Annotated in this window: 28 protein-coding genes; 13 read left to right on the top strand and 15 right to left on the bottom strand. The window is 65.2% G+C overall.

Annotated elements, in window-relative coordinates; translation table 11 throughout:
• Positions 1–88: 88 nt before the first annotated feature.
• Complete coding sequence (locus QGV55_RS14855; protein WP_281016001.1) at positions 89–823, top strand: DsbA family protein; 735 nt, start codon at positions 89–91, stop codon at positions 821–823.
• A gap of 178 nt (positions 824–1,001) precedes the next feature.
• On the opposite strand, the gene maiA is transcribed toward QGV55_RS14855, so the two are convergent.
• The 5 genes from maiA to QGV55_RS14830 form a co-directional block, all read right to left on the bottom strand.
• Positions 1,002–1,640 carry a maleylacetoacetate isomerase gene (maiA, locus tag QGV55_RS14850; protein ID WP_281016002.1) on the bottom strand — a complete coding sequence of 213 codons (639 nt, stop codon included), beginning with the start codon at positions 1,638–1,640 and terminating at the stop codon, positions 1,002–1,004.
• Positions 1,637–2,803, bottom strand: a complete 1,167-nt coding sequence (locus QGV55_RS14845) for a hypothetical protein (protein ID WP_281016003.1) — start codon at positions 2,801–2,803, stop codon at positions 1,637–1,639. Before QGV55_RS14845 ends, maiA begins: the two co-directional genes overlap by 4 nt.
• Before the next feature lie 81 nt (positions 2,804–2,884).
• Positions 2,885–3,826, bottom strand: coding sequence for a transporter substrate-binding domain-containing protein (locus QGV55_RS14840; protein ID WP_281016004.1), 942 nt, complete (start codon positions 3,824–3,826; stop codon positions 2,885–2,887).
• On the bottom strand, positions 3,826–4,158 hold the full coding sequence (locus QGV55_RS14835) for a cytochrome c (RefSeq protein ID WP_281016005.1): 333 nt from the start codon (positions 4,156–4,158) through the stop codon (positions 3,826–3,828). The genes QGV55_RS14840 and QGV55_RS14835 overlap by 1 nt, the downstream gene beginning before the upstream one ends.
• Before the next feature lie 97 nt (positions 4,159–4,255).
• Complete coding sequence (locus QGV55_RS14830) at positions 4,256–5,959, bottom strand: PQQ-dependent dehydrogenase, methanol/ethanol family (protein WP_281016006.1); 1,704 nt, start codon at positions 5,957–5,959, stop codon at positions 4,256–4,258.
• Positions 5,960–6,099: 140 nt separating this feature from the next.
• On the opposite strand from QGV55_RS14830, the gene QGV55_RS14825 reads away from it, so the two are divergent.
• Positions 6,100–6,837, top strand: a complete 738-nt coding sequence (locus tag QGV55_RS14825; protein ID WP_281016007.1) for a DUF1194 domain-containing protein — start codon at positions 6,100–6,102, stop codon at positions 6,835–6,837.
• Positions 6,838–6,969: 132 nt separating this feature from the next.
• Here QGV55_RS14825 and QGV55_RS14820 read toward each other — a convergent pair whose 3' ends face one another.
• Positions 6,970–7,260, bottom strand: coding sequence for a helix-turn-helix domain-containing protein (locus tag QGV55_RS14820; RefSeq protein ID WP_348637688.1), 291 nt, complete (start codon positions 7,258–7,260; stop codon positions 6,970–6,972).
• Positions 7,261–7,383: 123 nt separating this feature from the next.
• Between QGV55_RS14820 and QGV55_RS14815 the strand changes: the two genes are divergently transcribed.
• Positions 7,384–7,935 carry a carboxymuconolactone decarboxylase family protein gene (locus tag QGV55_RS14815; protein ID WP_281016009.1) on the top strand — a complete coding sequence of 184 codons (552 nt, stop codon included), beginning with the start codon at positions 7,384–7,386 and terminating at the stop codon, positions 7,933–7,935.
• Here the strand turns inward: QGV55_RS14815 and QGV55_RS14810 are convergent, their stop codons facing one another.
• Positions 7,936–9,597, bottom strand: a complete 1,662-nt coding sequence (locus QGV55_RS14810; protein ID WP_281016010.1) for an electron transfer flavoprotein-ubiquinone oxidoreductase — start codon at positions 9,595–9,597, stop codon at positions 7,936–7,938.
• Between the two features lie 157 nt (positions 9,598–9,754).
• Between QGV55_RS14810 and QGV55_RS14805 the strand changes: the two genes are divergently transcribed.
• Positions 9,755–10,648 carry a uracil-DNA glycosylase gene (locus tag QGV55_RS14805; protein ID WP_281016011.1) on the top strand — a complete coding sequence of 298 codons (894 nt, stop codon included), beginning with the start codon at positions 9,755–9,757 and terminating at the stop codon, positions 10,646–10,648.
• Positions 10,649–10,667: 19 nt separating this feature from the next.
• On the opposite strand, the gene QGV55_RS14800 is transcribed toward QGV55_RS14805, so the two are convergent.
• A complete protein-coding gene (locus QGV55_RS14800; protein ID WP_281016012.1) occupies positions 10,668–11,144 on the bottom strand; it encodes an N-acetyltransferase in 477 nt (158 codons plus the stop codon).
• Positions 11,145–11,372: 228 nt separating this feature from the next.
• Between QGV55_RS14800 and QGV55_RS14795 the strand changes: the two genes are divergently transcribed.
• Positions 11,373–12,554 carry an LLM class flavin-dependent oxidoreductase gene (locus tag QGV55_RS14795; RefSeq protein WP_281016013.1) on the top strand — a complete coding sequence of 394 codons (1,182 nt, stop codon included), beginning with the start codon at positions 11,373–11,375 and terminating at the stop codon, positions 12,552–12,554.
• A gap of 144 nt (positions 12,555–12,698) precedes the next feature.
• Positions 12,699–13,862, top strand: coding sequence for an HlyD family secretion protein (locus QGV55_RS14790; RefSeq protein ID WP_281016014.1), 1,164 nt, complete (start codon positions 12,699–12,701; stop codon positions 13,860–13,862).
• Between the two features lie 135 nt (positions 13,863–13,997).
• On the opposite strand, the gene QGV55_RS14785 is transcribed toward QGV55_RS14790, so the two are convergent.
• Positions 13,998–14,864 (bottom strand): CmcJ/NvfI family oxidoreductase, encoded by an 867-nt coding sequence (locus tag QGV55_RS14785; RefSeq protein WP_281016015.1) that lies wholly within the window; start codon positions 14,862–14,864, stop codon positions 13,998–14,000.
• 126 nt (positions 14,865–14,990) lie between these two features.
• Here QGV55_RS14785 and pyrF point away from each other — a divergent pair, with 126 nt between their 5' ends.
• The 7 genes from pyrF (at position 14,991) to QGV55_RS14750 (ending at position 21,444) form a co-directional block, all read left to right on the top strand.
• Positions 14,991–15,713, top strand: a complete 723-nt coding sequence (gene pyrF, locus QGV55_RS14780) for an orotidine-5'-phosphate decarboxylase (RefSeq protein WP_281016016.1) — start codon at positions 14,991–14,993, stop codon at positions 15,711–15,713.
• Positions 15,713–16,369 carry a phosphoribosylanthranilate isomerase gene (locus QGV55_RS14775; protein ID WP_281016017.1) on the top strand — a complete coding sequence of 219 codons (657 nt, stop codon included), beginning with the start codon at positions 15,713–15,715 and terminating at the stop codon, positions 16,367–16,369. The genes pyrF and QGV55_RS14775 overlap by 1 nt, the downstream gene beginning before the upstream one ends.
• Positions 16,370–16,415: 46 nt before the next feature.
• Positions 16,416–17,636, top strand: coding sequence for a tryptophan synthase subunit beta (gene trpB, locus QGV55_RS14770; RefSeq protein ID WP_281016018.1), 1,221 nt, complete (start codon positions 16,416–16,418; stop codon positions 17,634–17,636).
• Entirely contained in the window at positions 17,633–18,442 is an 810-nt protein-coding gene (trpA, locus tag QGV55_RS14765; RefSeq protein WP_281016019.1) for a tryptophan synthase subunit alpha, read from the top strand. Before trpB ends, trpA begins: the two co-directional genes overlap by 4 nt.
• Positions 18,443–18,521: 79 nt before the next feature.
• Positions 18,522–19,502 (top strand): acetyl-CoA carboxylase, carboxyltransferase subunit beta, encoded by a 981-nt coding sequence (gene accD, locus QGV55_RS14760; RefSeq protein ID WP_281016020.1) that lies wholly within the window; start codon positions 18,522–18,524, stop codon positions 19,500–19,502.
• Entirely contained in the window at positions 19,499–20,782 is a 1,284-nt protein-coding gene (locus QGV55_RS14755) for a hypothetical protein (RefSeq protein WP_281016021.1), read from the top strand. Before accD ends, QGV55_RS14755 begins: the two co-directional genes overlap by 4 nt.
• A 38-nt stretch (positions 20,783–20,820) precedes the next feature.
• Entirely contained in the window at positions 20,821–21,444 is a 624-nt protein-coding gene (locus QGV55_RS14750) for a glutathione S-transferase (RefSeq protein WP_281016022.1), read from the top strand.
• A gap of 172 nt (positions 21,445–21,616) precedes the next feature.
• Here the strand turns inward: QGV55_RS14750 and argB are convergent, their stop codons facing one another.
• From argB to rpmH, 6 genes are read right to left on the bottom strand one after another with little or no spacing between them, the layout of a single operon-like run.
• On the bottom strand, positions 21,617–22,510 hold the full coding sequence (gene argB / locus QGV55_RS14745) for an acetylglutamate kinase (RefSeq protein WP_348637689.1): 894 nt from the start codon (positions 22,508–22,510) through the stop codon (positions 21,617–21,619).
• A 49-nt stretch (positions 22,511–22,559) separates the two neighbouring features.
• Complete coding sequence (yihA, locus tag QGV55_RS14740; protein WP_281016024.1) at positions 22,560–23,207, bottom strand: ribosome biogenesis GTP-binding protein YihA/YsxC; 648 nt, start codon at positions 23,205–23,207, stop codon at positions 22,560–22,562.
• 21 nt (positions 23,208–23,228) lie between these two features.
• Positions 23,229–24,977 carry a membrane protein insertase YidC gene (gene yidC, locus QGV55_RS14735; protein ID WP_281016025.1) on the bottom strand — a complete coding sequence of 583 codons (1,749 nt, stop codon included), beginning with the start codon at positions 24,975–24,977 and terminating at the stop codon, positions 23,229–23,231.
• 22 nt (positions 24,978–24,999) lie between these two features.
• Positions 25,000–25,269, bottom strand: a complete 270-nt coding sequence (gene yidD, locus QGV55_RS14730) for a membrane protein insertion efficiency factor YidD (RefSeq protein WP_281019861.1) — start codon at positions 25,267–25,269, stop codon at positions 25,000–25,002.
• Positions 25,269–25,634: a ribonuclease P protein component gene (rnpA, locus tag QGV55_RS14725; RefSeq protein ID WP_281016026.1), complete on the bottom strand. Its 366-nt coding sequence runs from the start codon at positions 25,632–25,634 to the stop codon at positions 25,269–25,271. The genes yidD and rnpA overlap by 1 nt, the downstream gene beginning before the upstream one ends.
• 26 nt (positions 25,635–25,660) lie before the next feature.
• Positions 25,661–25,795, bottom strand: a complete 135-nt coding sequence (gene rpmH, locus QGV55_RS14720) for a 50S ribosomal protein L34 (RefSeq protein ID WP_281016027.1) — start codon at positions 25,793–25,795, stop codon at positions 25,661–25,663.
• Positions 25,796–26,003: the final 208 nt, after the last annotated feature.

The raw sequence follows: 26,003 nt of genomic DNA, 5'->3' as shown, positions 1-26,003 counted from the left end.
TTTCACACGGTTGTGGCTTGCGGTCCGGGTATCGCGCAGGCAGAAGGGTCTGCATGAGAAGTGCCCCATCCAATCGGGAGTCTGTCCTTTGATCAGAACCATGCTCGCCCTTGCCCTCGCGCTGCTGTTTGCGCTGCCCGTGCAGGCAGAGGAGGCGAAACCGGACGAACAGGCGAAAATCGAACAGATTGTCCGTGACTATCTGTTGCGGCATCCGGAAGTGATCGTCGAGGCGCTGGAGGAGATGCAGCGCCGCGCGGAAGTGGCGGAGCGCGAGCGTACCAGCGCCATGGTCGCCGCACACATGACCCAGCTCGACGATCCGACCGGGCGCTTCGTGGCGGGCAACCCGGACGGTGACGTGACGGTGGTGGAGTTCTTCGACTACCGCTGCGGCTACTGCAAGCGTGCCTTCCCGTCGCTGATGGAAGCCATTCACAAGGACGGCAATGTCCGGCTGGTGTTCAAGGAGTTTCCGATCCTGGGCGAGGACTCAGTGCTGGCCGCCCGTGGTGCGCTGGCCGCAGCGAAGCAGGACCGCTACTACGACATGCATGTCGCCCTGATGCAGGAACGCGGCAGCTACACCGAAGACAGGATCATGGCCGTCGCCCGTGATCTCGGACTGGATGTTGCTGCCCTGAAGGCCGACATGCAAAGCCCGGACGTCGATGCCGCCATCAGCCGGAACTACACGCTGGCGCGCACGCTCAAGATCACCGGCACGCCCGGTTTCATCATTGGCGATCAGGTCGTCCCCGGCGCGATCAGCACGGAACAGATGCTGTCGATGATCGCAAAGGCCCGCGACGCCAAGGGCTGATCACGGCCGTATCGAAGCATGAACGGTTCCCCTTCCCCCTTGATGGGGAAGGTCGGGTAGGGGGTGAACCGGCGAAGCCGGACAGCGATCAGACCGCAGTGCTGCAGCCTTCGGTTTCCCCCCTTCGACCGCTGCGCGGCCACTTCCCCCGCAAGGGGGGCAGCAGGGAAGCGATCCCCTACGCCGCGTCGGGCTGCTTCATCGGGTGGGCGTCGGCGAAGGCGGGCAGTTCGTTGCAGGCGGCGTCGATGCGGACAAGGGTCGGGTAGGCACCGAGGTCGAGATCGAAGCGTCTGGCGAAGAATATCTGCGGCACCAGGCAGGCATCGGCGATGCCCGGTGCTTCCCCGTGACAGAAGGTGCCTGTCTGCCTCTCCGTCGACAGCCGCGCCTCCAGCGCGGCAAGCCCATCGTGGACCCAGTGGGCGATCCATGCGGCGCGGCCTGCCTTGCCGCCGCCGACTTCGTGCTCGACGCGGTTCAGGACCCGCAGGTTGCCGAGGGGATGAATGTCGGCGGAGATCGCCAGGGCGATCCCCAGCACCCGCGCGCGCCCGGCGGCGTCCGATGGCACCATCGGTGGCTCCGGGTACAGCGCATCCAGATAATCGATGATCGCCAGTGACTGGAAGATGCGGTTGCCGTCATGCTCCAGCACCGGAACCAGACCGGAGGGGCTGATCTCCCGAAAGGACTCCGCGCGTTGCTCCCCCTTGAACAGGTTGACGAAGATCCGCTCCGCCTCCACGCCCTTCAGGTTCATGACGATGCGCACGCGATAGGCCGCGGACGAACGGAAATAGTCATAGAACTTCACTGGCCTGTCCCCTTCCCGATGTTGGCCGCCGCGCTGGCGTAGAGCGATGTCGGCTCATGTTCCTGCAGGCGCGGCAGGTCACCGGCGATCGTGTCCCGCAGCGCCGCCAGCAGATCGCGTGCACCGGGATAGTTCCTGTCCAGGCCGGTCCGCATCACCTGCGCCAGTGTCCTGGCCCACTGGCGGACAAGGGCGCGCGCATCCTCCGCCGCCGGATCGAAGCGCCGGTAGATATGGCCGATCTCCATCGCCACCATGTCGCCGATCCGGTCGGCCCTGACGCCGTCCTCGTCCAGCAACTGCTGGTTCACCAGATCAAGGAACCCGTCCAGCCGCCGAAGGTCGCCGCTCAGCGTCTCCGGATCGAAGCGCCGGGTCACGGTCCCGAGGCGTTCGGCGTCGCTGATCACCACCGCCAGTGTCTCGTCGGACAGGTTCAGACCATCGTGGGCGCGCACCGCGTCCCCGACCGTCGCGGCGGAGCCATCGTGCAGATAGGGCGCGCTCTCGGCGAGGCCGAACAGCGGCGGCGCCTGCACCAGGCGTCCGGTCCCGATGTCGTGGAACCGGGTGCCGGGCAGAACCGAGCTGTCCCCGTGGCAGGACAGGCAGTGCGCGCGATAGGCGGCGCTGGTCGCTCGTGCCGGGTCCCGGTCGGTGAAACCGAACTCCATCTGCCAGGCCACCAGCGCATCCATCAGCCAGTCCTCCAGCGGTGGTCCACCGAACTCCCGGGTGATGACATTGTGGCTGAAGGCGCGAAGGGTCGGGAACCGACCGTCATGACCATAGGGCGCGGTCCAGCGCACACCGCGCAGGCTGGGGATGTTGACCGGATTGTCGAGACCATCGTCTTCCCGGAAGTGGAACTCCCGATGGGTCAGGTCGATGTTGCCCGGTCGGTCCGATGCGCCGGGAATCATGAAGGCCGTATTGGCGGCCCCATTGGTGTGGCAGGCATCGCAGGACAGGCCACGCCGGGCAGCGTCGCGCCCCAGCGTCAGCGGGCTGCGAAACACCAGCTCCCCCAGGCGTGCCAGATGACCGGCGGTGCCGCCGCGTTGCTCCGCAATGACGGCCCGCGCCGGATATTCGGAAAGCGTGGCCTCGATCCGCGATCCGGGCGGCAGCCATTTCAGCGGATCTTCCTGCGCCTCCGCCATGAAGGCAGTCACCAAGGCGGACAGACCGGCGATCAGGGCGGGTAACAGAACCAGGGGCCGAGGCGAAGGCCGGGACATGGATTATCCTGCGTTGAGCATTCCGGGAGTCAGACGCTGCAATATCCACGGCGGCGCCGGGGGAATGCGCGTCATCTGCCAGCGTTCCGCCAGCGCGTCCAGCGTACCATCCGCCTTCATCGCGTCCAGAATCACATTCACCTGTTCGCGCAGGGCAGCATGGCGCTCCAGCACCGCCAGCCCCATGTTGACGCCGAACGGATGTACGTAACCGCTCCAGTGCAGGGGCGTGTCCGGATTGCGCCGCCTGAAGTTGTCGAACTTGTGCAACTCGATCAGCACGGCGTCGAACTCGCCCGCCGCCGCGCGCGTCAGCAGCTCCTTGGTTTCCGAGATATTGGAAATGTCATCCACAAGCAGGCCGCCCGCGTTGCGGAACAGCAGGGCACTGGCCATCGTGCCGACCTCCGCGCCCAGACGCAGGCCCTTCAGGTCGGCCAGGCGGTGGACAGGGCGGCCCTCTGCGGCCGGGCCGACAATGACGCCATAGCCCGCGCGGTAGTATGGCTGCGTCGCGCTGAGCACGCCGAGCTTCACCAGCCGGCCGCGTTCGGAGCGTTTCATGCCTTCATATTCCGGGACCGCACCCTTGTCGGTCTCCGGCTTGCCGAGGGTGGAGCCGAGCAGGGGGTAGCCCGCGATCAGGTCACAGAACCCGTCGCTGAGCAGGGCATTGGCCTCCCACACCGGCACCGCTTCCTCGTCATTCTCCGACTCGAACCACTGGACCTTCAGGGGCCGACCCATGCGCTTCGCGATCTCCTCCGCCACACCATGGTCGAAGCCGCCCTTGCGGGGACCGAAGCTGAATGACAGCGGTGGCGAGTCCTCCTCCAGGCAGATCTTGAGGGGCGCAGGCTGGGCCTGTAGGCCGGAGGCCAGCGGCAGGGCCGTCGCGGCAACCGCGGCCAGTCCGGCAAGAAGCTCGCGAACGGGCAGGCGCATCACATCTTGCCCCTGGTCTTGGTGTAGGCCCAGAGGTGATCGATTTCCTCCGCCGACAGGACATCGCCCCAGGCCGGCATTTCGTTGCGTCCCTTCTTGCCATCCTTCACCGACTTGATGAAGCGCGCCCGGTCACCGAGCGGAAACTTGCGCAGGTCAAAGGCGCGGGCACCGGAATTGACCATGTTGGGGCCGTGGCAGATGACGCAGTAGGTATTGTAGAGTTCCTTGCCGGTCTCCGCCGAGCCGGCAGCCTGTGCCGACAGCGAGAATACCGTGGTCGCGAGCATCGTTGCGCCGATGCCGGTCAGTCTGATCCATCGAGCACGCATTGTCCGATTTCTCCAGTAGGTTCGTTCTTGGAAGGCAGAGAAGCAGAAGGGGCCGCCCGGTGTGCAGGCGACCCCTTCAGGCATCCACAGGGGACGCTTACTTCAGCAGCGCGAAGGTCCAGAAGGATCCGCCCGGCTGTACCTTGGTCAGTTTCTCCACGACTTCCGGAGCATTCACACCACCCAGCAGCGGGAAGTAGTTCCGGTAGGCACCGCCGATACCTGACGCGACCGTGATGTACTGCACGCCATCGATCGTGTAGGTCACCGGCTGACCAATGATCCCGGAGCCGGTCTGGAACTGCCAGAGCTTGTCACCGGTGTTGGCGTCGAAGGCCATGAACTCGCCGGTCTGCGCGCCCGTGAATACGAGGTCACCGCCGGTTGCCATGGTGCCGCTCCAGTTGGCGACGTCGAAGCCGACTTCCCACTTGGCCTTGCCCGTCAGCGGGTCAATGCCCCGCAGGTAGGAATGCTTCTCGCCCTCCTTGACGTAGAACAGTGCCTTGGAGAGGTCGATGCCGACATAGAACGTGGCCTTCACCAGCTTCGGCTCGACGGGCTTGTAGCCCATGCCGATTTCCAGCGTGTTGGAATAGACCAGACCGGTCTTCGGGCTGTAGGACGCCGGGAACCAGTTCTTGCCACCGAAAGCGCCCGGCCAGACGACGATTTCCTCGCCCGCCCGCATCTTCTTGGTGATCTCCGAGTCGATCGGGCGACCTGTCTTCATGTCGATCCCGTCGGCCCAGTTCAGATGCTTGACGTACTGGTTGGCCCGCAGCAGTTCGCCATTGGTGCGATCCAGAACGTAGATGAAGCCGTTGCGCCCGACGTGGATCATGACCTTCCGGTTCTGGCCGTCGATCATCATGTCGGTGAGGATGTTCTCGCCCACTTCGTCGTAGTCGTACGGATCATTCGGCGAGTACTGGTAATGCCAGACGATCTCACCGGTCTCCGGGCGCATGGCCAGGGTGGAGGTGATGTAGAGGTTGTCGCCCTTGCGGAACTCGGCGTTCCAGGGACCGCCATTGCCCGTGCCCCAGTAGACCAGGTTCAACTCCGGATCGTAGGAACCGGTGATCCAGGTCGGAGCGCCACCGTGCTTCCAGGTGTCACCCGGCCAGGTCTCGTTGCCTTCCTCGCCCGGCCCGGGAATCACGTACTTGCGCCACAGGTGGCGACCGGTTGCCGGATCCCAGCCGTCAATGAAGCCACGGGTGCCGTATTCGCCACCGGACACGCCGGTGATCACGGCAGCCGGGGTCACCAGCGGTGCCAGCGTCATGGAGTAGCCGTCATCGATGGAGGCAGCAGCGGAGCGCCACAGTTCCTCACCGGTCTCCATGCTGATCGCGATGACATTGCCGTCCAGCGTCACGCGGAACAGGCGGCCTTCCAGCACGGCGGCACCGCGATTGACGATGCCGCAGCAGACGATGCGCGGCGTCTCCGGCGGATATTCGATCTTGTTGACCCAGAGGTTCTTGCCGGTCTTCACATCGATGGCGTGGGTCGCATCGTGGGTGGTGACGTACATGACACCATTGTGGACGATCGGCTGTGCCTCCTGACCACGGTTGTCACCCAGGCTGTAGTTCCAGACCGGAACCAGGCGCCCGACGTTCTTCGCATTGATCTGTTCCAGCGGGCTGTAGCGGGTCTGGTCCCAGCCCATGCCGAGCGTCAGCACATCGTCTGGCGTCGCTGCATCATTCTTGAGATCTTCAATGGTCTGCGCACCGGCGATCACCGGCATGCCAGCGATTACCGCCGCACAGAGTACGCGTTTCAACATGGTCATCTCCTCCCAGGCGGCGATTCTTTTTGCGTTGCATGCCGCTCTTTGAATGCATGAAGTCTCCAACAGTGATGAAACATTTGCAACAATGTCGGTGACGTTGGGGGGAGGATTGATGCGTGACTTGGCGACTTTCGATGATTTTCTGTCTTCTGATGCTGTCGTTCGCCGGACCCGCATCGGCGCAGGCGCGGCAGCAGGTCGATCTGGAACTGCTGCTGGCTCTGGATGTCTCCCACAGCGTGACGGTGGAGGAGCATGAATCGCAGATCTACGGGCTGGCGGCGGCCTTCCGGAATGCGCGTCTGATCTCCGCCATCCGCAACCTGCCGACCGGGCGGGCCGCTGTGGCGGTCATGTTCTGGGCCGGGCCGGAGAACCAGATCATGGCCGTGCCCTGGACCCTGATCACGGATGAGGCCAGCGCGCATGCCTTTGCCGACAGCGTCGCGGCGGAGACGGAACCGCCGTGGGAAGGGTTGAGTTTCACGGCCATCGGCACGGCGCTGCTGCGGGGGGCTGACGAGATCGACAGCAATCGCTTCGAGGGGCGCAGGCGCATCATCGACCTGTCGGGCGACGACCCGTCCAATCAGGGCGTGAAGTCGGCGGAGGCGCGGGACCTCGTGGTGCTCCGCGGTATCGTGATCAATGGCCTTCCGATCCTGCAGGACCGGAAGGAGCACGAGGACCGCGAGGAACTGGTGCGCTATTTCGAGACCGACGTGGCAGGCGGCAACGGAGCCTTCGTCCTGCCGACGCTGGATTTCAACGACTTTCCGCGGGCGATGCTGGCGAAACTGATCACGGAAGTTTCCGGCCTGACACCGCCCGCGCTGCCCCGTCGCCGGCTTGCCAGCACGGCAGCGGACTGACGGGATCCCGCCGCATCAGCGTTGATCGGATGGCAGGTTTCGGGTCTTCCAGCGCCGGAAGAATGTTTCCCCCTTCCGCCCGGCAGGCCCATTTCGGCGATGGATATCGCCAGGGCTGAACAGGCTGCGGCTTCAGGACTGCTGTGGGCGCTCCGGGGCGCTGCGTTCGGCCCAGGCATTGGCCCAGCGGTCGAGATCTGCGAGCTGCTTGCCCAGGTCATCGCCGTCAGCGGTCCGCAGGTAGCCATCAGGCCCCAGGTCCACCAGCCCAAGCTGGCGCAGCGCCTTCAGGCGTGTGTTCAGAACGGTCGGTGATGCCCCGTCACAGGCGTCCCGCAGCGCCCGGAACGTCAATGGACCCTGTCGCAGTTCCCACAGGATCCGCAGGCTCCACCGCTGTCCCAGAATGTCGAACAGCACCATGATCGGGCGACCGGTGGTCGATCCCCGCACGGGTCCAAGGCTCAAGACACCCTCCTTGACGCTACATAATTTGTAGCTACATTGCTCCTACACATTCTGTAGCAAGCCTGGAGTGCCAATGCCATGACCAACATTCTTGCCCCTGTGGAGCCGCCCTTCGAGGCCGAGACCGCTGCGCTGCTGGAAGGCTATCCGCGTGTGCAGGGGCATCTGCTCAGCCTGTTCCGGACCTTCGCCAACAGCGCGCGTTTCCTGCGCAAGGGGGTGCCGAACCTGCTGGACCGGGAAAGCCCGCTGCCCCTGCGGGAAAGGGAGATCGTCATCCTGCGCACCACGGCGCACTGGCGCTGCGAATACGAATGGGGGGTGCATGTCGCCGTCTTTGCGGAGGCCGTCGGTCTCACGCCGGAGCAGATTGCGGCAACGGTGCACGCAAATCCGCAGGCCGCGTGCTGGACCGGGCGGGAGCGCACCTTGCTGACCGTGACCGACAGCCTCGCGGCGACCGGCAACCTGACCGATCCGGTGCTGCAGTCCTTCCGGGACGGCTGGACGGTCGCGCAGCAGCTGGAGGTCATCGCGCTCTGCGGCGCCTATCACACCGTCAGCCAGGTCGCGAATGTCGCGCGGCTGTCGCCCGAGGGCTTTGCCGCGCGCTTTCCCGATGCTGCCTGATCACATGTTGGGGTAATTCGGGCCGCCGCCGCCTTCCGGTGTGACCCAGTTGATGTTCTGCGTCACGTCCTTGATATCGCACGTCTTGCAGTGGACGCAGTTCTGGGCGTTGATCTGCAGCCGCGGGTTCGACCCGTCGTCGTCACGCATGATCTCGTAGACGCCAGCAGGGCAGAACCGCTGCTCCGGCGCATCGTAGTAGGCGAGATTGTGCTGCACCGGAACGGTGTCGTCCTTCAGCGTCAGGTGGATCGGCTGGTCTTCCTCGTGGTTCGTGCTGGACAGGAACACCGAAGACAGCTTGTCGAAGGAAACCTCGCCATCCGGTTTCGGATAGTCGATGGGCCTGGCCTGATCCTTCTTGACCAGGGCCTCATGGTCCTTGTGGCCATGCTTGAACGTCCAGGGGACATTGCCCCGGAACAGCATCTGCTCGATGCCCGTATACAGCGTGCCACCGATCAGGCCCCACTTGGCGAAGGCCGGGCGCACGTTGCGGGCCTGATGCAGTTCCTTGTGGACCCAGCTGTTCTCGTAGGCTTCGGGATAGGCGCTCAGCACCTTCTCGGCCTCGCCCTCCTCACCGGCGGCCATCAGCGCGTCATAGGCAGCGTCGGCGGCCATCATGCCGGTCTTGATCGCATTGTGGCTGCCCTTGATCTTCGGCACGTTCATGAAGCCTGCGGCACAGCCGATCAGCGCGCCGCCCGGGAATGCCAGATCCGGCACACACTGCAGCCCGCCTTCGTTCAGCGCCCGCGCGCCGTAGGAAATGCGCTTTCCGCCCTCGAAGAACGGGCGGATGTCGGGGTGATTCTTGTAGCGCTGGAACTCGTCGAACGGCGACAGGTAGGGGTTCTTGTAGTCCAGTCCGATGACGTAGCCGACGGCCACCTGATTGTCTTCCAGGTGATAGAGGAACGAGCCGCCATAGGTGCCCCGGTCCAGTGGCCAGCCCGCCGTATGGACCACCAGGCCTTCCTGATGCATTTCCGGGCGAATCTCCCAGAGTTCCTTGATGCCGATGCCATAGGTCTGCGGCTCGCAGCTTTCCTGCAGGTTGAACCGCTCCATCAGTGTCTTGGTCAGGGAACCGCGGCAGCCCTCGGCGAAGAAGGTGTACTTGGCATGCAGTTCGATGCCCGGCGTATAGCTGTCCTTCTGCTCCCCGGTGCGGGAAATGCCCATGTCACCCGTGGCGACACCCTTCACGGAGCCATCCTCGTGGTACAGCACCTCGGCGGCGGCGAAGCCCGGGTAGATCTCGACGCCGAGCGCCTCCGCCTGCTCTCCCAGCCAGCGGCAGACATTGCCCAGGCTGACGATGTAGTTGCCGTGGTTCTGCATCGGCGGCGGCAGCAGCTTCGCGGGAACGGAGATGTGGCTCGGCTCCGTCAGCATCCAGAACTTCTCGCCCGTCACGGGGACGTTCAGCGGTGCGCCGCGTTCCTTCCAGTCAGGGAACAGTTCGTTCATGGCGCGCGGGTCCATAACCGCGCCGGACAGGATATGGGCACCGATCTCGGACCCCTTCTCCAGCACGCAGACATTCACCTCCGTGCCAGCCTTCTCCGCGAGCTGCTTCAGCCGGATTGCCGACGACAGGCCGGACGGACCACCGCCAACGACCACAACGTCGTACTCCATATACTCGCGTTCCATTGAGAGACTCCCCTTGCACCTGTGCCGGACCCCGCCGACCCCGAACGACCCGTGACCGCGGGCCCTGTTCGCCATACGCCAGCCCGCGCAACACGGATCAGCCTAGCCTTGAACACAACAAATTCAAGCGACGGTCAATCCGGGGTATATTCAATGAATGACCGATACCACAAGTCAGTTCCACGCCGATCTGGCGGCGCTCGCCTTTCTGGTGGACGCCGGGCTGGACGTCGTGATCGGGGCCGAGCCGACGGATCGGCTGAAACCGCCACCCGCGCCTGTTGCCGCGCCTGCTGAACCGGAGCGCGCGCGCACGACCGCAGCGGCCCCCGCTGCCCGTGAGCCGCTGCCGCAGTCCCGACCGGTTGCCGCCCGCCCGGAATCGCCGGAGGTGATATCGGAACGTCAGGCCGCGATCACCGCGCAGCAACTGGCGGCCCAGTGCGCCGACCTGGATGCCCTGCGCGCCGCGCTGGAGGGGTTCCAGGGGCTGGCGATCCGCGAAACGGCAACGCAGCTTGTCTTCGCGGACGGCAATCCCGAGGCTGACATCATGCTGATCGGTGAGGCACCGGGCCGTGACGAGGACCGGTTGGGCCGCCCCTTCGTCGGGGAATCGGGGAAGCTGCTGGACCGGATGCTTGGGGCCATCGGCCTGGACCGGCAATCGGTCTACATCACCAACACAGTGCTCTGGCGTCCGCCCGGCAACCGCAAGCCGACCCCTGCGGAAGTAACCGCGATGCTGCCGTTCCTGGTGCGCCACATCGAACTGGTGGCGCCGAAGGCCCTGCTGATGGTCGGGGGCTCCGCCCTCAGCGCCCTGTTCGACTTCGACGCCCGCATCACGCGGGAGAGGGGACGCTGGCGGGACTATCCGGCGGCGACCGGCCCGATCCCCGCGCTGCCCATGTTCCATCCGGCCTATCTGCTGCGCCAGCCGCAACTGAAACGCCAGGCCTGGCAGGACCTGCTGAGCTTTCGGGAGCGGCTGGATGAACTGGGTGTCGCCCCTGTTGCGGCAGAACCGGTCACGTCAGGCAGCGACTGAGGTCAGGCAACGACTGAGGTCAGGCGAGCACCTTGCCTGCCGTGCAGACTTCACCGGAGGCTGCGGCACCGGCGGGGGTGAGGGGGCGGATCTGTACCCGCTCCGGGTTCTCGTCCGCGATGAACAGGCTCTGGGCGGAAGCCGGATAGAATCCGTACTGCCGGTACAGCGCGGCGTCTCCCACCAGCACCACCAGGTCGATACCGGCCTCTGCCACAAGCTCCATGCTCTGGCTGACCAGTGCCCGCGCCGCGCCCCGTCCCCGCCACGCCGGCAGCACGGCAACGGGACCGAGCAGACGTGCGGTGACACCCTCCACCCGGCAGGGCCAGTACTGGATGCCGCCGATCATGCCCTCGTCCGCGTAGGCTGCCAGGCCGAAACGGTCGCAAGGGGGCACGCCATCGCGAAACCGATAGGCGATCTTGGTCGTCCGGTCGGGACCGAAACAGATGTCGAGGATGGCGGGAAACCGGGACGCACTTTCTGCGTCCATGTGGGAAATCCGGAACATTATGAGGCGACTTCGATCTGGTGGCTGCAATAAGGCGGGCAAGCTGCTGAACCACGCATCAGGTGCCCACCCGATACGTCAGCCGCCGCGTCGTCGCTGTTCCATGAACGTGCTCATGCCATTTTCTTTAGCGTCAGTTTGATCCCGAAGACAGAAAAAACTGCACCCGGCGGAGCGTCTGCCCTGTGCCGCACCGGCTTGCCCTTCGGCATGACTGGCCGCATTGTCGTTCCCGCGAATGCACCTGGGGAAATCCCGGACCAGGCCTTAACGGTTGCTCCGGAAGGGGAGGATCGAGCCATTCCGGTACGAATTGTCGGCATGATCGGCGTGGCACCACAGGCCACGGAGGCGACGGTGCACATCATCACCGGCGGCATTTCGCCGGCGTTCCTCAAGACCTTCGCCCAGGCCCATGAGGCGGCGGGCTATGACCTGGTGCTGGTGGGCTATACCTCCCAGTCTGCCGAAGGGTTCCAGGTCGCGTCCTTCGCGGCGGCACACACCGAACGGCTGGGCTATCTGATCGCGCACCGGCCCGGCTTCATCCAGCCGACGCTGGCGGCGCGCAAGATCGCCACCTTCGACAATCTGCATCAGGGCCAGATCGCCGTGCACATCATTGCCGGCGTCAGTGATGCCGAGCAGCGCATGGACGGCGACTTTCAGCCGAAGGACATCCGCTATCGCCGCGCCGCGGAGTACCTCTCGGTCATGCGGCGAGTCTGGACCGAGCCCGGCCCGTTCGACCACAAGGGCGAGTTCTACGCGTTCGAGGGCGTGCGGAGCGACGTCCAGCCGTTGCAGCAGCCCTATCCGCCGCTGTTCTTCGGCGGATCGTCGGAGGGCGCGCTGGCGATGGGGGCGGAACATTGCGACGTCTTCGCCATCTTCGGCGAGCCGCTGGCGGAGACGGCAGAACGCATTGCGGACTTCCGAAAGCGGGCAGCCGTCTTCGGGCGCACCCCCCAGTTCAACATGTCCATCCGCCCGATACTGGGGGAGACCGAAGCGGAAGCCTGGCAGAAGGCGGATGAGATCCTGGCCCAGGTGAATGCGGAGCTGGGCAGGCACGCAGGCCGTGCCGCGTCTGATGAGTCGGGCCGTCGCATCCTGGAGGCGGCCGCGCGCGGCGATGTGCATGACACGCGACTCTGGACGGCGCTGGCAAAGGCCTATGGCGCACAGGGCAATACCACCTGCCTGGTCGGCACGGCGGAACAGGTCGCGGATGCGATGCTGGAATACTACAGGCTGGGGATCGGCGGTTTCCTGCTGCGCGGGTTCGATCCGCTGGGCGACGTGACGGCCTACGGTCGTGAACTCATACCCCGCATTCGTGCCGGTGCTGCAGAGATCGACGCCGCAGCGGGGGGCACGCCAGACGCCTGACCCGGTGGGTCAGAACAGCGCGTTTCGGGCGGTATGTTGAGTATTGGCTCATGCACTGGCGAAGAGGAGCCATGCAGGAACGATACTGGTGGGTAGTCTGCCGACAAGTTAGGATACGACTCCTTAAATGTTGTGAGGTTTGTTTTGTCCGACACACGCAAGGAACTCTCCACCGCCGACGCACAGGGTCAGGAAGTTGGCGCCGCCAGTGCTGACGGCGGTCTGGCAGTGTCCCAGCCGGCGCGCCCGCGAAAGCGGTTGATGCGCCGTTTCGTGCTGCTTTTCGTCATTCCGGTGCTGGTCATTGCCGGTGTGGGCTTCGGCTACGCACTGGGCGGGCGCTACATCACCACGGAGAATGCCTACGTCAAATCCGCCAAGTTCGCCGTCTCAAGCGATCTGGATGGCCGGGTTTCCGCGGTCCATGTGGTCGAGAACCAGCGCGTCCGTGCCGGTGACGTGCTCGTCGAACTCGACAGCCGCGCGCACGAGATCAGGCTGGCGGAGACGGAGGCCGATCTGGCCCGTGCCCGCAGTCAGGTGGCCGGTCTGAAGTCCGACTACCGTGCCTCGCTGGCGGAACTGGAAGAGACCCGCGCCCGGATCAGCCATCTGGAAAGCCAGACCGAACGCTACCGCAGCCTGTCGAAGCGCGGCATTGCCGCCTCGGCGCAGTATGAGGAAGCCGCCGCTGACCTTTCCGCCGCCAAGCGCCGGGTCGCGACGCAGCAGGAACGGGTGAAGGAAGCACTGATCTCCATTGGCGGCGACATCAACCGCCCCGTGGAGAAGCACCCGCTCTATCTGGCCGCTGCTGCCGCACGTGATCAGGCGCTGCTCTGGCTCGACTATACCCGCATCATCGCGCCCGCGAACGGGATCGTGACCGCGATCCATCTGGAGCCGGGCGAGTTTGTCGAGAAGGGCGAGCCGATCTTCGCCCTGGTCGACGACCGGGAGACCTGGGTCGAGGCCAATCTGAAGGAAACCCAGCTCACCCATGTGCATGAAGGGCTGAAGGCGGAGATCGAGGTCGATGCCTATCCCGGCGTGACCTGGAAGGCGACCGTGCAGGGCATTGCCCCGGCAACCGGTGCCGAATTCTCCATCCTGCCGCCCCAGAATGCGACGGGTAACTGGGTCAAGGTCGTCCAGCGGGTGCCGGTGCGCCTGCGCTTGCTGCCGAACCAGGACCGCCCGCCGCTGCGTGCCGGCATGACCGCCCACATCTCCATCGACACGGGGCGGGAGCGCAAGCTGCTCACCGAAGCCCGTGCCGCGATCGGGATTCCGCGTACCGACCGCTGAATTTCGGAGCACCCTGTTTCCGACCGACCTGACCGGGGACGTGGTCTGAACGCGTCCACCCGGTGCCAGGGATACCGTTGACCCTGCGCCAGCGGTGCCGGGCCTGCCCCGGCACCCTGCTGTCAATTTCCTGCATCAGTCGAAGAACACGAATGCCCGCACCTCGATGCTCTGCCGTGCCGGCGCGTCGGCAGGCGTGTCCGGGTGCGCGAAGGCGGTATGCGGGGTGAAGCGTGCGCGTCCGTCCGTGGCGGAATCATAGCTCTTCAGCAACAGCACCTCGTCCCGTGACATCTCCGGGAAGTAGACCCAGCGGTGGGCCGGATCATGGGCGAACTCGTAGATCTCGCCGACCCGGTCCTCGAACACCAGGTCGGTGGCGATCAGGTGCTCGGGCCGCAGGCTGTCGGCTTCGGCCACGGCGAGGGGGGAGGCCAGCACCGGGCCGGTGATCGACCGCCAGACGTTGATCTCCGCCACACGCCGCGACAGCAGGCCTTCTGCCTCGTCGCCCATCAGGTCGCGTACCCGCGTCGGTCCGGACTTCTCCGTGTAGTCCACGTGGGCACGATGCACCGGCAGGCGGGTCGGATTCGTCTGGTCCGTGCCACCGCCCGTGACGCGCACGGTATGGTCGAAGATCCGGACCCGGCTGGCACCGGTCTCCGCCTTCAGCAATGCCTCGAGCTGCGGGTAGTAGTCGCGTTCCACCTGGACCGGATCATGGAAGTCGATGTCGGTCGCGGGCACGGCGCGAAACGCGAAGCCGGCGCGGTCGAGGTGGAAGTGCTCGGCCTCCGGTCGTCCGTCCCTGATGCTGACGGTCACGGGCCGGTCCGGGTGGGTGCGCCGGGTCTCGGCATTCGTGCCCTGCGGCGGGATGAAGGCCTTGTGGCGCTGTCCGTCGGTCACCGTATAGATGATGTCCGCGCGCACTGCCGGAACCGGTGTCACTTGTTCCGTCTCTGTCGGGCGTGGTGCGTATGCTGTTGCCGTGGCCATGATGTCCTCCGCTGGTTTCGTTGCTGCTTCCTATCTGGCGCGCGCACCTGGGGCCCAAAAGCGAAAATCTCTCCGTCTCGGCACAGTTTTGTTTTGTCGGGCGTTCAGGATGACTATAACGCCCCCATGTCTGATCCAGTCTCCAGCAACCCGATCTTCGTGGCGATCGACACCGACGATGTGGCGGCGGCGCGCGACCTCGCCCTGACGCTCGCCGGGGCAGTGGGCGGTATCAAGCTGGGCAAGCAGTTCTTCATGGCGAACGGCCCCCAGGGGGTCCATGACGTGCTGCCTGAAGCGATCCGGGAACGTCTGCCCCTGTTCATCGATCTGAAGCTGCATGACATTCCCAATACGGTGGCCGGTGCCGTGACCTCGCTGGCGCGCAGCCTGGCGCCCGCCTTCCTGACCCTGCACGCCTCCGGCGGTGCGGCGATGGTCGCTGCGGCGCGAGAGGCAGCGGAAGGCTTTGGTGCGGCCCGCCCGAAACTGCTGGCCGTCACGGTACTGACCAGCATGAGCGACAGCGATCTGGCCGACACGGGCGTGACCGGTGGCGCGGAGGAACAGGTGGTGCGGCTGGGCAGGCTGGCCATTGCCAATGGCGCGGACGGACTGGTCTGCAGCCCGAAGGAGATCGCGCCGCTGCGTGCCGCGCTGGGGGGGGAGCCCTTGCTGGTGACGCCGGGGATCCGACCTGCCGGTGCCGCGCTGGGCGATCAGAAGCGTGTGATGACCCCGGCGGAGGCGATGCGGGCCGGGGCCAGCCGCATGGTGATCGGTCGCCCGATCACCGGCGCCGATGATCCGGCTGCCGCCGCGATGGCCATTCTGGAAGAGATCGGCTGATGGCTGTACGCGCAAAGATCTGTGGCCTGAACGATGCCGTGTCGCTGAGGGCAGCGCTTGCCGGCGGTGCGGATGCCATCGGCCTGGTCTTCTATGCCCCGTCACCCCGTGCGGTCAGCCCGGAACAGGCTGCCGCCCTGCTGGCGGAAGTTGGTTCGGTTGCGGACAGGGTTCAGAAGGTCGGGCTGTTCGTCGATCCCGATGACGCCCTGCTGGACGCCGTGCTGGCCCGGGTGCCGCTGGATCTGGTGCAGTTGCACGGATCGGAAACGCCGGAGCGGGTGGCGGAGATCGGCCGCCGCACCGGCCTGCCGGCCATGAAGGCCTTCAAGATTCGCCATGCGGAGGATTTCGGCGCTGTCGGGGATTACGACAGCGCCGCGTCATGGCTGCTGTTCGACGCCAAGGCGCCGGACGATGCGAAAGATGCCCTGCCGGGTGGCAATGGCATGACGTTCGACTGGCGACTGCTGGCGGGGCGCGACTGGGGCCATCCATGGATGCTCTCCGGCGGGCTCGATGCGACGAACGTGGCGGAGGCGATCCGCATCAGCGGCGCACCCTGGGTGGATGTTTCATCCGGTGTCGAGCGCGCCCCCGGCCACAAGGACCCCGCGCGGATCACGGCCTTCCTGCAGGCCGTCCACGCGGTGTGACAGACCTTCTCCCGGCGGTTGCCGGGTTTCAGAAAGAAGCAATTCCATGACTGTGACCAACAATCCCAACAGCTTTCGCAACGGCCCGGACGGGACCGGCCATTTCGGCGACTACGGCGGGCGCTATGTCGCCGAAACGCTGATGCCGCTGATCCTGGAACTGGACGAGGCCTATGAGGCGGCCAAGGCCGACCCCAGCTTTCAGGAGGAACTGGATTACTACCTGCGTGACTACGTCGGGCGTCCCAGCCCGATGTACTACGCTGAACGGCTGACCGAGCATTTCGGCGGCGCGAAGATCTACTTCAAGCGGGACGAGCTGAACCACACCGGCGCGCACAAGATCAACAACTGCATGGGCCAGATCCTGCTGGCCCGGCGGATGGGCAAGCCGCGCATCATCGCGGAGACCGGCGCGGGCCAGCATGGTGTCGCAACCGCGACCGTCGCCGCCCGCTTCGGCCTGCCCTGCCATGTCTACATGGGGTCGGTGGATGTGGAGCGGCAGTCGCCGAACGTGTTCCGCATGAAGCTGCTGGGGGCGGAGGTCGTCCCCGTCACCTCCGGTTCCTCCACCCTGAAGGACGCGATGAACGAGGCGCTGCGGGACTGGGTGACCAATGTCTCCGACACCTTCTACATCATCGGCACGGTGGCGGGACCGCACCCCTATCCGGCCATGGTGCGTGACTTCCAGTCGGTCATCGGCAATGAGGCAAAGCAGCAGATGATGGAGAAGGAAGGGCGCCTGCCCGACCAGATCGTTGCCTGCATCGGCGGCGGCTCCAACGCCATGGGCCTGTTCCATCCGTTCCTGGACGACCCGGACGTGCAGATCGTCGGTGTCGAGGCCGCAGGCCATGGTGTCGACACGGACAAGCACGCCGCCTCCCTGACGGGCGGGCGCCCCGGCGTACTGCATGGCAACAAGACCTATCTGCTGCAGACCGAGGATGGGCAGATCGAGGAAGCGCATTCGATCTCCGCCGGGCTCGACTATCCCGGCATCGGGCCGGAGCATGCCTGGCTGAAGGATGCCGGGCGGGTCGAGTATGTCTCCGCCACGGATCAGGAGGCGCTGGAGATGTTTCAGCTCTGCTCCAGGCTGGAGGGGATCATCCCCGCGCTGGAACCGGCACATGCGCTGGCGCATGTTGCCCGTGTCGCGCCGACCCTGCCGAAGGATCACATCATCCTGATGAACATGTGCGGTCGCGGGGACAAGGACGTCTTCACCGTTGCCGACGCCCTGGGGGTGAAGCTGTGAGCGCGCGTATCACGCGGCGCTTCGCGGCGCTGAAGGAACAGGGCCGGTCCGGCCTTGTCACCTTCGTCATGGGTGGGGATCCTGACTTCGAGACCTCCGCGCGCATCCTCGAGGCCCTGCCGGGTGCCGGTGCCGACGTGATCGAGATCGGCATGCCCTTCACCGACCCGATGGCGGATGGTCCCGCGATCCAGGTCGCGGGTCTGCGGGCACTGGGCAATGGCCAGACCCTGAAGCGGACGCTGGAACTGGTGACCCGGTTCCGCAAGGCCGATCAGGACACGCCGATCGTGCTGATGGGCTATTTCAACCCGGTGCTGAACCATGGCATCGCCGCCTTCGCGGTGGATGCCGCCGCCGCCGGGGTGGATGGCCTGATCATCGTCGATCTGCCGCCGGAGGAGGATGCCGAACTGCTGTCTGCCGCGGCGGCGCAGGACATCTCGCTGATCCGGCTGGCAACACCCACGACGGATGACAAGCGGCTGCCGACCGTGCTGCAGAACACATCCGGCTTTGTCTATTATGTCTCCGTTGCCGGGATCACCGGCGCGGGCCATATGGATACGGTTGCAGTCGCCGCAGCGGTGGAACGGCTGAAGCGCCATACCGATCTGCCGGTCGCAGTCGGTTTCGGCATCAAGACGCCGGAGCAGGCGGCGGCGGTGGCCCGGGTCGCGGACGCTGCAGTGGTTGGTACGGCCATCGTTGATCAGGTGGGCAAGGCCGGTGATGACCGCGATGCGGCGGTGGCCAATGTGGTGGAACTGGTGACAGCCCTTGCCGATGGTGTACGTTCTGCCTGACGGGTGTCTGTCCTGGACATGGATCTAACGGAGGTATCCCCTTGAGCAACAATGGTCCCTATCGGGAGGGCGTTGCCGCATGAGTTGGCTGACCAACCGTGTCCTGCCCAAGATTGGTCTGGGCCGCCGCAAGGATGGCCCGGACAATCTCTGGGAGAAATGCCGCGCCTGCGGGCAGATGGTGTTCCATCGTGACCTTGAGCAGAGCTTCAGGGTCTGCCCGCACTGCGACCACCACATGCGTCTCACCGCGTCCCAGCGGCTGGAGCTTCTGTTCGATGATGGCGTGTTCGAGCGGCTGAAGACGCCGCAACCGCCGATGGATCCGCTGAAGTTCAAGGATTCCCGGCGCTATCCGGACCAGATCAAGGATGCCCGCAGCGCGGCGGAAGCCGACTTCGCGGTGGAGGCCGGTCTGGGCCGCATCGGTGGCCAGTCGGTCGTGGTTGCGGCGCAGAACTTCTTCTTCATGGGCGGCTCCGTTTCCCCGGGCGAAGGGGAGGCGATTGTCGCGGCGGCGGAACGGGCCGTGCAGGAAGATGCGGCCCTGATCGTCTGTGCGGCATCGGGCGGCATGCGGATGCAGGAGGGGATATTGTCCCTGATGCAGATGCCCCGCACCACGGTCGCGATCCAGCGGCTGAAGGAAAAGGGCCTGCCCTACATCAGCGTGCTGACGGATCCGACCACGGGGGGCACGACCGCGTCCTTCGCGATGATCGGGGACGTGGCGATTGCCGAACCGGGCGCGCTTATCGGGTTCGCCGGGCCACGGGTGATCGAACAGACGATTCGGGAGCAGTTGCCGGACGGGTTTCAGCGGGCGGAGTATCTGCTGGAGCACGGCATGGTGGACATGGTGGTGCATCGCCATGAACTGGCGGACACGCTGGGTCGCATCCTTTCGCTGATGCGGGAACCGGTGGTGGCGCCACCTGCGTCCCTGCCGCCGCCGGAGCCTGTGGTGATTCCCGAGCCTGATGCTGACTCCGAACTGATGAACACGGAGCCGGACAGCGCGGAAGATGACGCCGGGGAGGTACCTGAGAAGTCATCGTGAGAACGCCCCTGACCGACGCCGCACTGGACCGGATCACCCGCCTGGGCGCGCGTCGGATGGAACTCGATCTGGAGCGTCTGCCGACACTTCTGGAACGGCTGGGCGCACCGCACCGGCGCTTGCCGCCTGTTGTCCATATCACCGGCACCAACGGCAAGGGTTCGGTCGTTGCCTGCCTGAACGCCATGCTGTCGCGGCAGGGCTTGCGGGTTCAGCGCTATATCTCGCCCTATCTGTCCCGCCCCACGGAGCAGGTGCTGCTGCCTGACGGCGAGATTGCCGATGCGGTCTATGCGCAGGCGCTGACACGGGTCGCCGACGTGAATGACGGCGCCCCGCTCCCCGTCTTCGAGGCCATGACCGCAGCGGCCTTCCTCTGCTTTGCGGAGTCCCCGGCTGACGTGCTGCTGCTGGAATGTGGCATGGGGGGGCGGCTGGACTGCACCAATACCGTGCCGGATGTCTGCGTCAGCGTCATGACCCCGGTTGCCCTGGATCATCAGGCGTTTCTCGGCCCCGACACGACCAGTATCGCGCGGGAGAAGGCGGGTATCTTCCGGGCCGGTGTGCCTGTGGTTGCCAACCCGCAGGACGTTGATGCCATCGCGGTCGCCCATGCGGCCACAAGGGCGCTCGGCTGTCCCCTGCATCTGGCGGGCCGGGACTGGTCCATCGATGGGGAGAGCGGTGCCTACGCAGGTGAGTCGGACCTGGTCCTGCCACGTCCGGGACTGACCGGACAGCACCAGTGGCAGAATGCGGCCCAGGCGGTCGCGGTGATGGAGGTGCTGGCCAGGCGGGCGCCTGCCGTCAGGGCGCCGGACAGCGAGACCGTGGCGGCAATTGCCGACGTCCGGCTGTCTGCGCGTTTCCATCAGGTCCGGCATCCCGACGCGTCCCGCCGGATCTGGGTGGATGGGGGACACAATGTTCACGCGGCCGAGGCGGCTGCGGCGGCGCTGGCCGCCATGCCCTCACAGCCGCTTACCCTGATCGTCGGCATCCTGGACAACCGACCCGTGGCCCCGTTCCTCAGTGCCTTCGCGCACCTCGATCCCACAGTCATCGGTGTCCCGATCCAGCACCAGCCCGTATATGCCGTCGGCACGCCAACCGCCCCCGAAAAGATTGCAGCGATCGCGCGTGATCTCGGTCTGTCGGGAAGGCACGCGCCGGACTGGCAGCAGGCGCTGGAACAGAGCGATCCGCGCCGCCAGGTGCTGATCACGGGATCGTTGTACCTGGTGGGCGAGGTATTGCAGACATTGCCACCCTGCTGAACTACCGTGCCCCGAAAGACAGGAACAAGGACACCCCTATGCTGACCGTGCATCACCTGAACAATTCCCGTTCCCAGCGCATTCTGTGGCTGATGGAGGAACTGGGCCTCGACTACGAACTGAAGAAGTATCAGCGCAACGCCGAAACCAACCTCGCCCCGCCGGAACTGATCGCAGTGCATCCGCTGGGCAAGTCGCCGGTGCTCACCGATGGTGACCAGACCATCATCGAATCCGGCGCGATCATCGACTATGTGATCCGTCGCCATGGCGGCGGCAGGCTGCAACCCGATCCGTCGACCGCCGACTACGACACCTATGTGCAGTGGCTGCAGTACGCGGAAGGCTCGGCCATGCTGCCGCTGATGCTGTTCATGTACGTCGGTCGGCTCGGAGAGGCGGGCGCACCGCTGCATCCGCGCATCGAGAGCGAGATCGCCAATCATGTCGGCTATATCAATCGCCACCTCGAGGGGCGCGAGTTCCTGGTCGGCGACAGCCTGACCGGTGCGGACATCAACCTCAGTTTCGTCGGCGAGATCCTCGGCCCCTTCGGCAAGCGCGGCACGTTCCCCAATGTCGACCGCTGGATCGCCAGCCTGCACAAGCGTCCGGCCTGGCAGACCGCGCTGGAAAAGGGCGGCACCTACGCCTTTGCCTGACCACACGACCCGGTCTTCGGCATGCAGGCCGGAGACCGGGCTCGCGGATCAGGTCCGCGAGCGGCTGGGGGGAAGCATTGCAAACCTGCGCCACCACCCCACGGACGCCGTACCCGGGCTCGACCCGGGTGCCCAGCGTGCCGGGTTGACGTCCGCCAGCAGGCCCTGCGGTCTAGTCCTCGTCTTCCGCGGCCTCGTCGCGGCGGATCATTGTGCCGACGCCATGCTCGGTGAAGGTTTCCAGCAACACCACGTTGGGGATGCGGCCATCCAGAATGGTTGCTGATCCGACGCCATTGCGGATGGCGTCCAGGCAGGTCTCGATCTTCGGGATCATGCCACCCGTAATGACGCCCTGACCGCGCAGCACCAGCACATCGCGCGGGGTCAGCACCTGCACCAGCTTCTTGTCCCTGTCCAGCACCCCGGCCACATCCGTCAGCATGATCAGCTTCGCGGCCGAAAGGGCGGAGGCGATGGCGCCTGCTGCCGAGTCGGCATTGATGTTGAAGGTTTCGCCTTTCTTGCCGACACCGATCGGCGCGATCACGGGGATCACCGAGTCCAGATCGATGGCGTTGAAGATGTCGGGGTTGATGGTGCGCGGCTCTCCCACGAAACCCAGGTCGAGGATCCGTTCGATGTTGGAATCGGGATCGCGGCGTGACCGGTTCAGCTTGCGTGCCTGAATCAGACCACCGTCCTTGCCCGACAGGCCGATGGCCATGCCGCCTTCCTGCTGGATGGCGGTGACGATCTGCTTGTTGATGGAGCCGGAGAGCACCATCTCGACGATATCGACAGTGGCGCGGTCGGTGACCCGCAGGCCGTCGACGAACTCACTCTGGATCTTCAGCCGGTCAAGCATGGCCCCGATCTGCGGGCCGCCGCCGTGAACGATGACTGGATGGATGCCGACCTGCTTCAGCAGCACGATGTTGCGGGCGAATGCCTTGGAAAGCGCTTCGTCGCCCATGGCATGGCCGCCATACTTGACGACAAAGACCTCGCCGGCGAAGCGTTTCAGATACGGCAGGGCTTCCTGCAGCGTCGCGGCCTTCTTCATCAGTTCGTCGTCCACGAACTTCCTCCCAATCGCCTCGAATCGATCCCTGTTATAGCCCGGCGGACTGTTGCGTCGCCAGACGTTCAAGCTCGGCGCGCAGCTCGGCGATGCCGGTGCCCTTCTCGGCGCTGGTCAGGAACTGTTTCGGATAGGCGGCCACGTGCTTCTCCAGGCCCTTCCGCGTTGCCTCGAAGACCCGTTCCTGCTGGGTGGTCTTCAGCTTGTCGGCCTTGGTCAGGATGACCTGAAACACCACCGCCGACTTGTCCAGCATGCTCATGAAATCCTCGTCCGGCGGCTTGATGCCGTGGCGGGAGTCGATCAGCAGGTTGACCCGCGTCAGGTTCGGACGGCCCTGAAGGTAGCGCCGGATCAGCCGGGTCCAGGCCTCGACCGCCGGTTTCGGCGCCTTGGCGAAGCCATAGCCGGGCAGGTCGACAAGCATCAGCCGTCCACCCAGATCGAAGAAGTTCAGTTCCTGTGTCCGGCCCGGCGTGTTCGACGTGCGCGCCAGCGCCTTCCGTCCGGTCAGCGCATTCACCAGGCTGGACTTGCCGACGTTGGAGCGTCCGATGAAGGCCACTTCCGGCATGTCGGGCGGAGGCAGGTGCTCCAGCGCGACCACGCCCTTCAGGAAGGTGCAATCGCCCGCGAAGAGCTTGCGCCCCGCCTCGATATCCGGCTCCGGATCCATCATGCCGCGAGTCCCTTCCGGGCGTCAGGTGCTCTTGGCCGGCTGGTTCTTCCGGTTCGCCATCCGCCGCTTGATCACATACTGCTGCAGGATCGAGAGCAGGTTGTTGGCGGTCCAGTAGATCACCAGACCCGCCGGGAAACGCGCCAGGAAGAAGGTGAACACCAGCGGCAGCATCATCATGATCCGGGCCTGCATCGGGTCCGGCGGTGTCGGGTTCATCTTCTGCAGCAGGAACATGGAGCCACCCATCAGGATCGGCCAGATACCGAGATGCAGCAGGTCCGGGGTATCCCAGGGGATCAGACCAAACAGTTCGAAGATATTGGTGGGATCAGGTGCGGAGAGATCCTGGATCCAGCCATAGAAGGGCGCATGACGCATCTCGATGGTCACGAACAGCACCTTGTAGAGCGCGAAGAACACGGGGATCTGCAACAGGATCGGCACGCAGCCCGAAACCGGATTCACCTTGTTCTTCTTGTAGAGCCCCATCATCTCCTGCTGCATCCGCTGGCGGTCCTCGCCATAGCGTTCGCGGATCTTCACCATTTCCGGCTGCAGTTCCTTCATGGCGTTCATGGAGACGTAGGACTTGTAGGCCAGCGGCAGGAACAGGGTCTTGATGATGATCGTGGTGGCGATGATCGCCAGACCCAGATTGCCCAGCAGGCTGTTGAAGAAGTCGATGGCGATGAACAGCGGCTTGGTCAGGAACGGGAACCAGCCCCAGTCGATGGCATTCTCGAACAGCGGAATCTTCAGTGTCTCGGCATAGCCGTTGATCAGGTCCACTTCCTTGGCGCCGGCAAACAGGCGGTTGGTCAGCGTGACCTCGCTGCCCGAAGCCACCGTGATCGGATCGGCCAGGAAGTCGGTCTGGTACTTGTCGATGCCGCCCACGTAGGTATGGCGGAAGGCCCCTTCGAAGGCGGTTCCCCGGTCGGGGATCAGCATCGTCATCCAGTACTTGTCGGTGAACCCGATCCAGCCTTCCTTGGTCTGCTCCTTGATGTCACCGTCTTCGGCGATGGTGTCGTAGTCGACCTCCATCACCTTGTCCTGCAGGCCGCCCAGCATGCCCTCGTGCAGGATGTAGAAACCGCTGGTCTCCGGCGTGCCATGGCGGCTGATGCGGCCATAGGAATGCATCGTGACCGGCTGGCCGGAATTGTTGCGTACCGTCTGCTGCACCGTGAACATGTAGTTCGGGTCGATCTCGAAACGACGGACGAAGGTCAGGCCCTGGCCATTGTCCCAGGTCAGCGTGACGGGCTGTCCGGGGGCGAGGGTGTCCCCGTCCGCCACCCACGGCGTCTCCGACGTGGGCATGGCCGCGGAACTGCCCAGGGCGTTCAGCCAGCCGAAATCGACGAAGTAGGGATCGGCCGCGTCGCGCGGGTTCAGCAGCTCGATTTCCGGCGATGTCGGATCGGTGGTCTGGCGGTAGTCCGGCAGGGTCAGATCGTCGATCCAGCCGCCGCGCAGGCGGATCGAGCCGTGCAGGCGCGGCGTGTTGATGCGGATACGCTGCTCCGCCCCGATCGCGGTCTCGCGGTTCACGCCTGCCGTCGGCACCGTGCCAGGCAGGCTGGCGCCGGGTGCGGACACCCCGGGTACCGTGCTGGCCGCGCCGGTGCTGCCGGGCGTGCCGACCGCAGGCGACTCGATGGGCGGCGGCGGGGGCGGATCACCCGGGAACAGGGTCTGGAATCCCAGCAGGATCACGACTGACAGCACGATGGCCAGGATCAGATTGCGCTGTTCGGACATGCGGGGGCCTCGACTTCAGGGATCAGGAGCGGCGGGAAAGATGGCTGGAAGGTGCCGTGGTTGCCGCGCTTTTACGCGTTTCCGGCACAGGATCATAGCCATGACCGCCAAGGGGGTGACAACGTGACAGCCGCCGGAGCGCCAGCCAGCTGCCGCGCAGGACGCCGTGACGCTCCAGCGCCTCGATGGCATAGGCGGAGCAGGTGGGCTGAAACCGGCAGTTGGGTCCCAGCCAGGGCGAGATGACGTACTGGTAGAAGCGGATGGGAACTGTCGCGATCCGGCGCAGCATCATGCCGTGCCCTCCCGCAGCAGTTTCAGGCGTTTTAGGGAGTGCAGCAGATCGTCGGTCAGATCGGCGAAGTCTCGTTCCACCGTCGCCGCGCGGGCGATCAGCACATAGTCATTGCCGGGCTGTGCCTGGCGGACAAGCTGATCGGTCGCAAGCGCGCGCAGACGACGCTTGGCCCGGTTGCGCCGGACCGCGTTGCCAACCTTCTTGGATGCTGTGAAACCGATACGGATCGCCATGGCGTTGCCCGTCTCATCGGTGCTCTCCGGACCCACCGGAATGGGGGCAGCCTGCAGCACCAGACCCTTGGCGGCGGTGCGGCGCCCCTTGCGTGCGAGCCTGAGGAAGTCGGCCCGCCGTTTCAAACGACCGACTTCCACGTGGCCGTGCCTCAGGCCGACAGCTTCTTCCGGCCCTTGGAACGACGGCGGCGCAGAATGGTCTGACCGGCCACGGTGGCCTTGCGGGCGCGGAAGCCATGACGGCGGGCGCGCACGAGATTGCTCGGCTGGAATGTACGCTTCACGACAGGCTCTCCTGTACGAACAGAATGGGGACCCGGACACGTGCCGGGGGCAAGAGAAGGGGTGTATATGTGGGCCTCACGGTCAAGTCAACCGCGCCGGGGCTGCAATTCGGCCACAGGCATCCTAGGTTTGATGCTGATCGTTGACCGTTCCATCCCTCTCCCCGTCCCCTTCGCCCATGGAATCCTTCCGAATGGGCAATCCGGC

The organism is Minwuia sp. IMCC3009 (genome assembly GCF_029909415.1).
Classification (GTDB): Bacteria; Pseudomonadota; Alphaproteobacteria; order Minwuiales; family Minwuiaceae; genus Minwuia.
The sequence above is the reverse complement of the archived record's forward strand: the minus strand, read 5'-3'. Positions and strand labels throughout refer to the sequence as shown.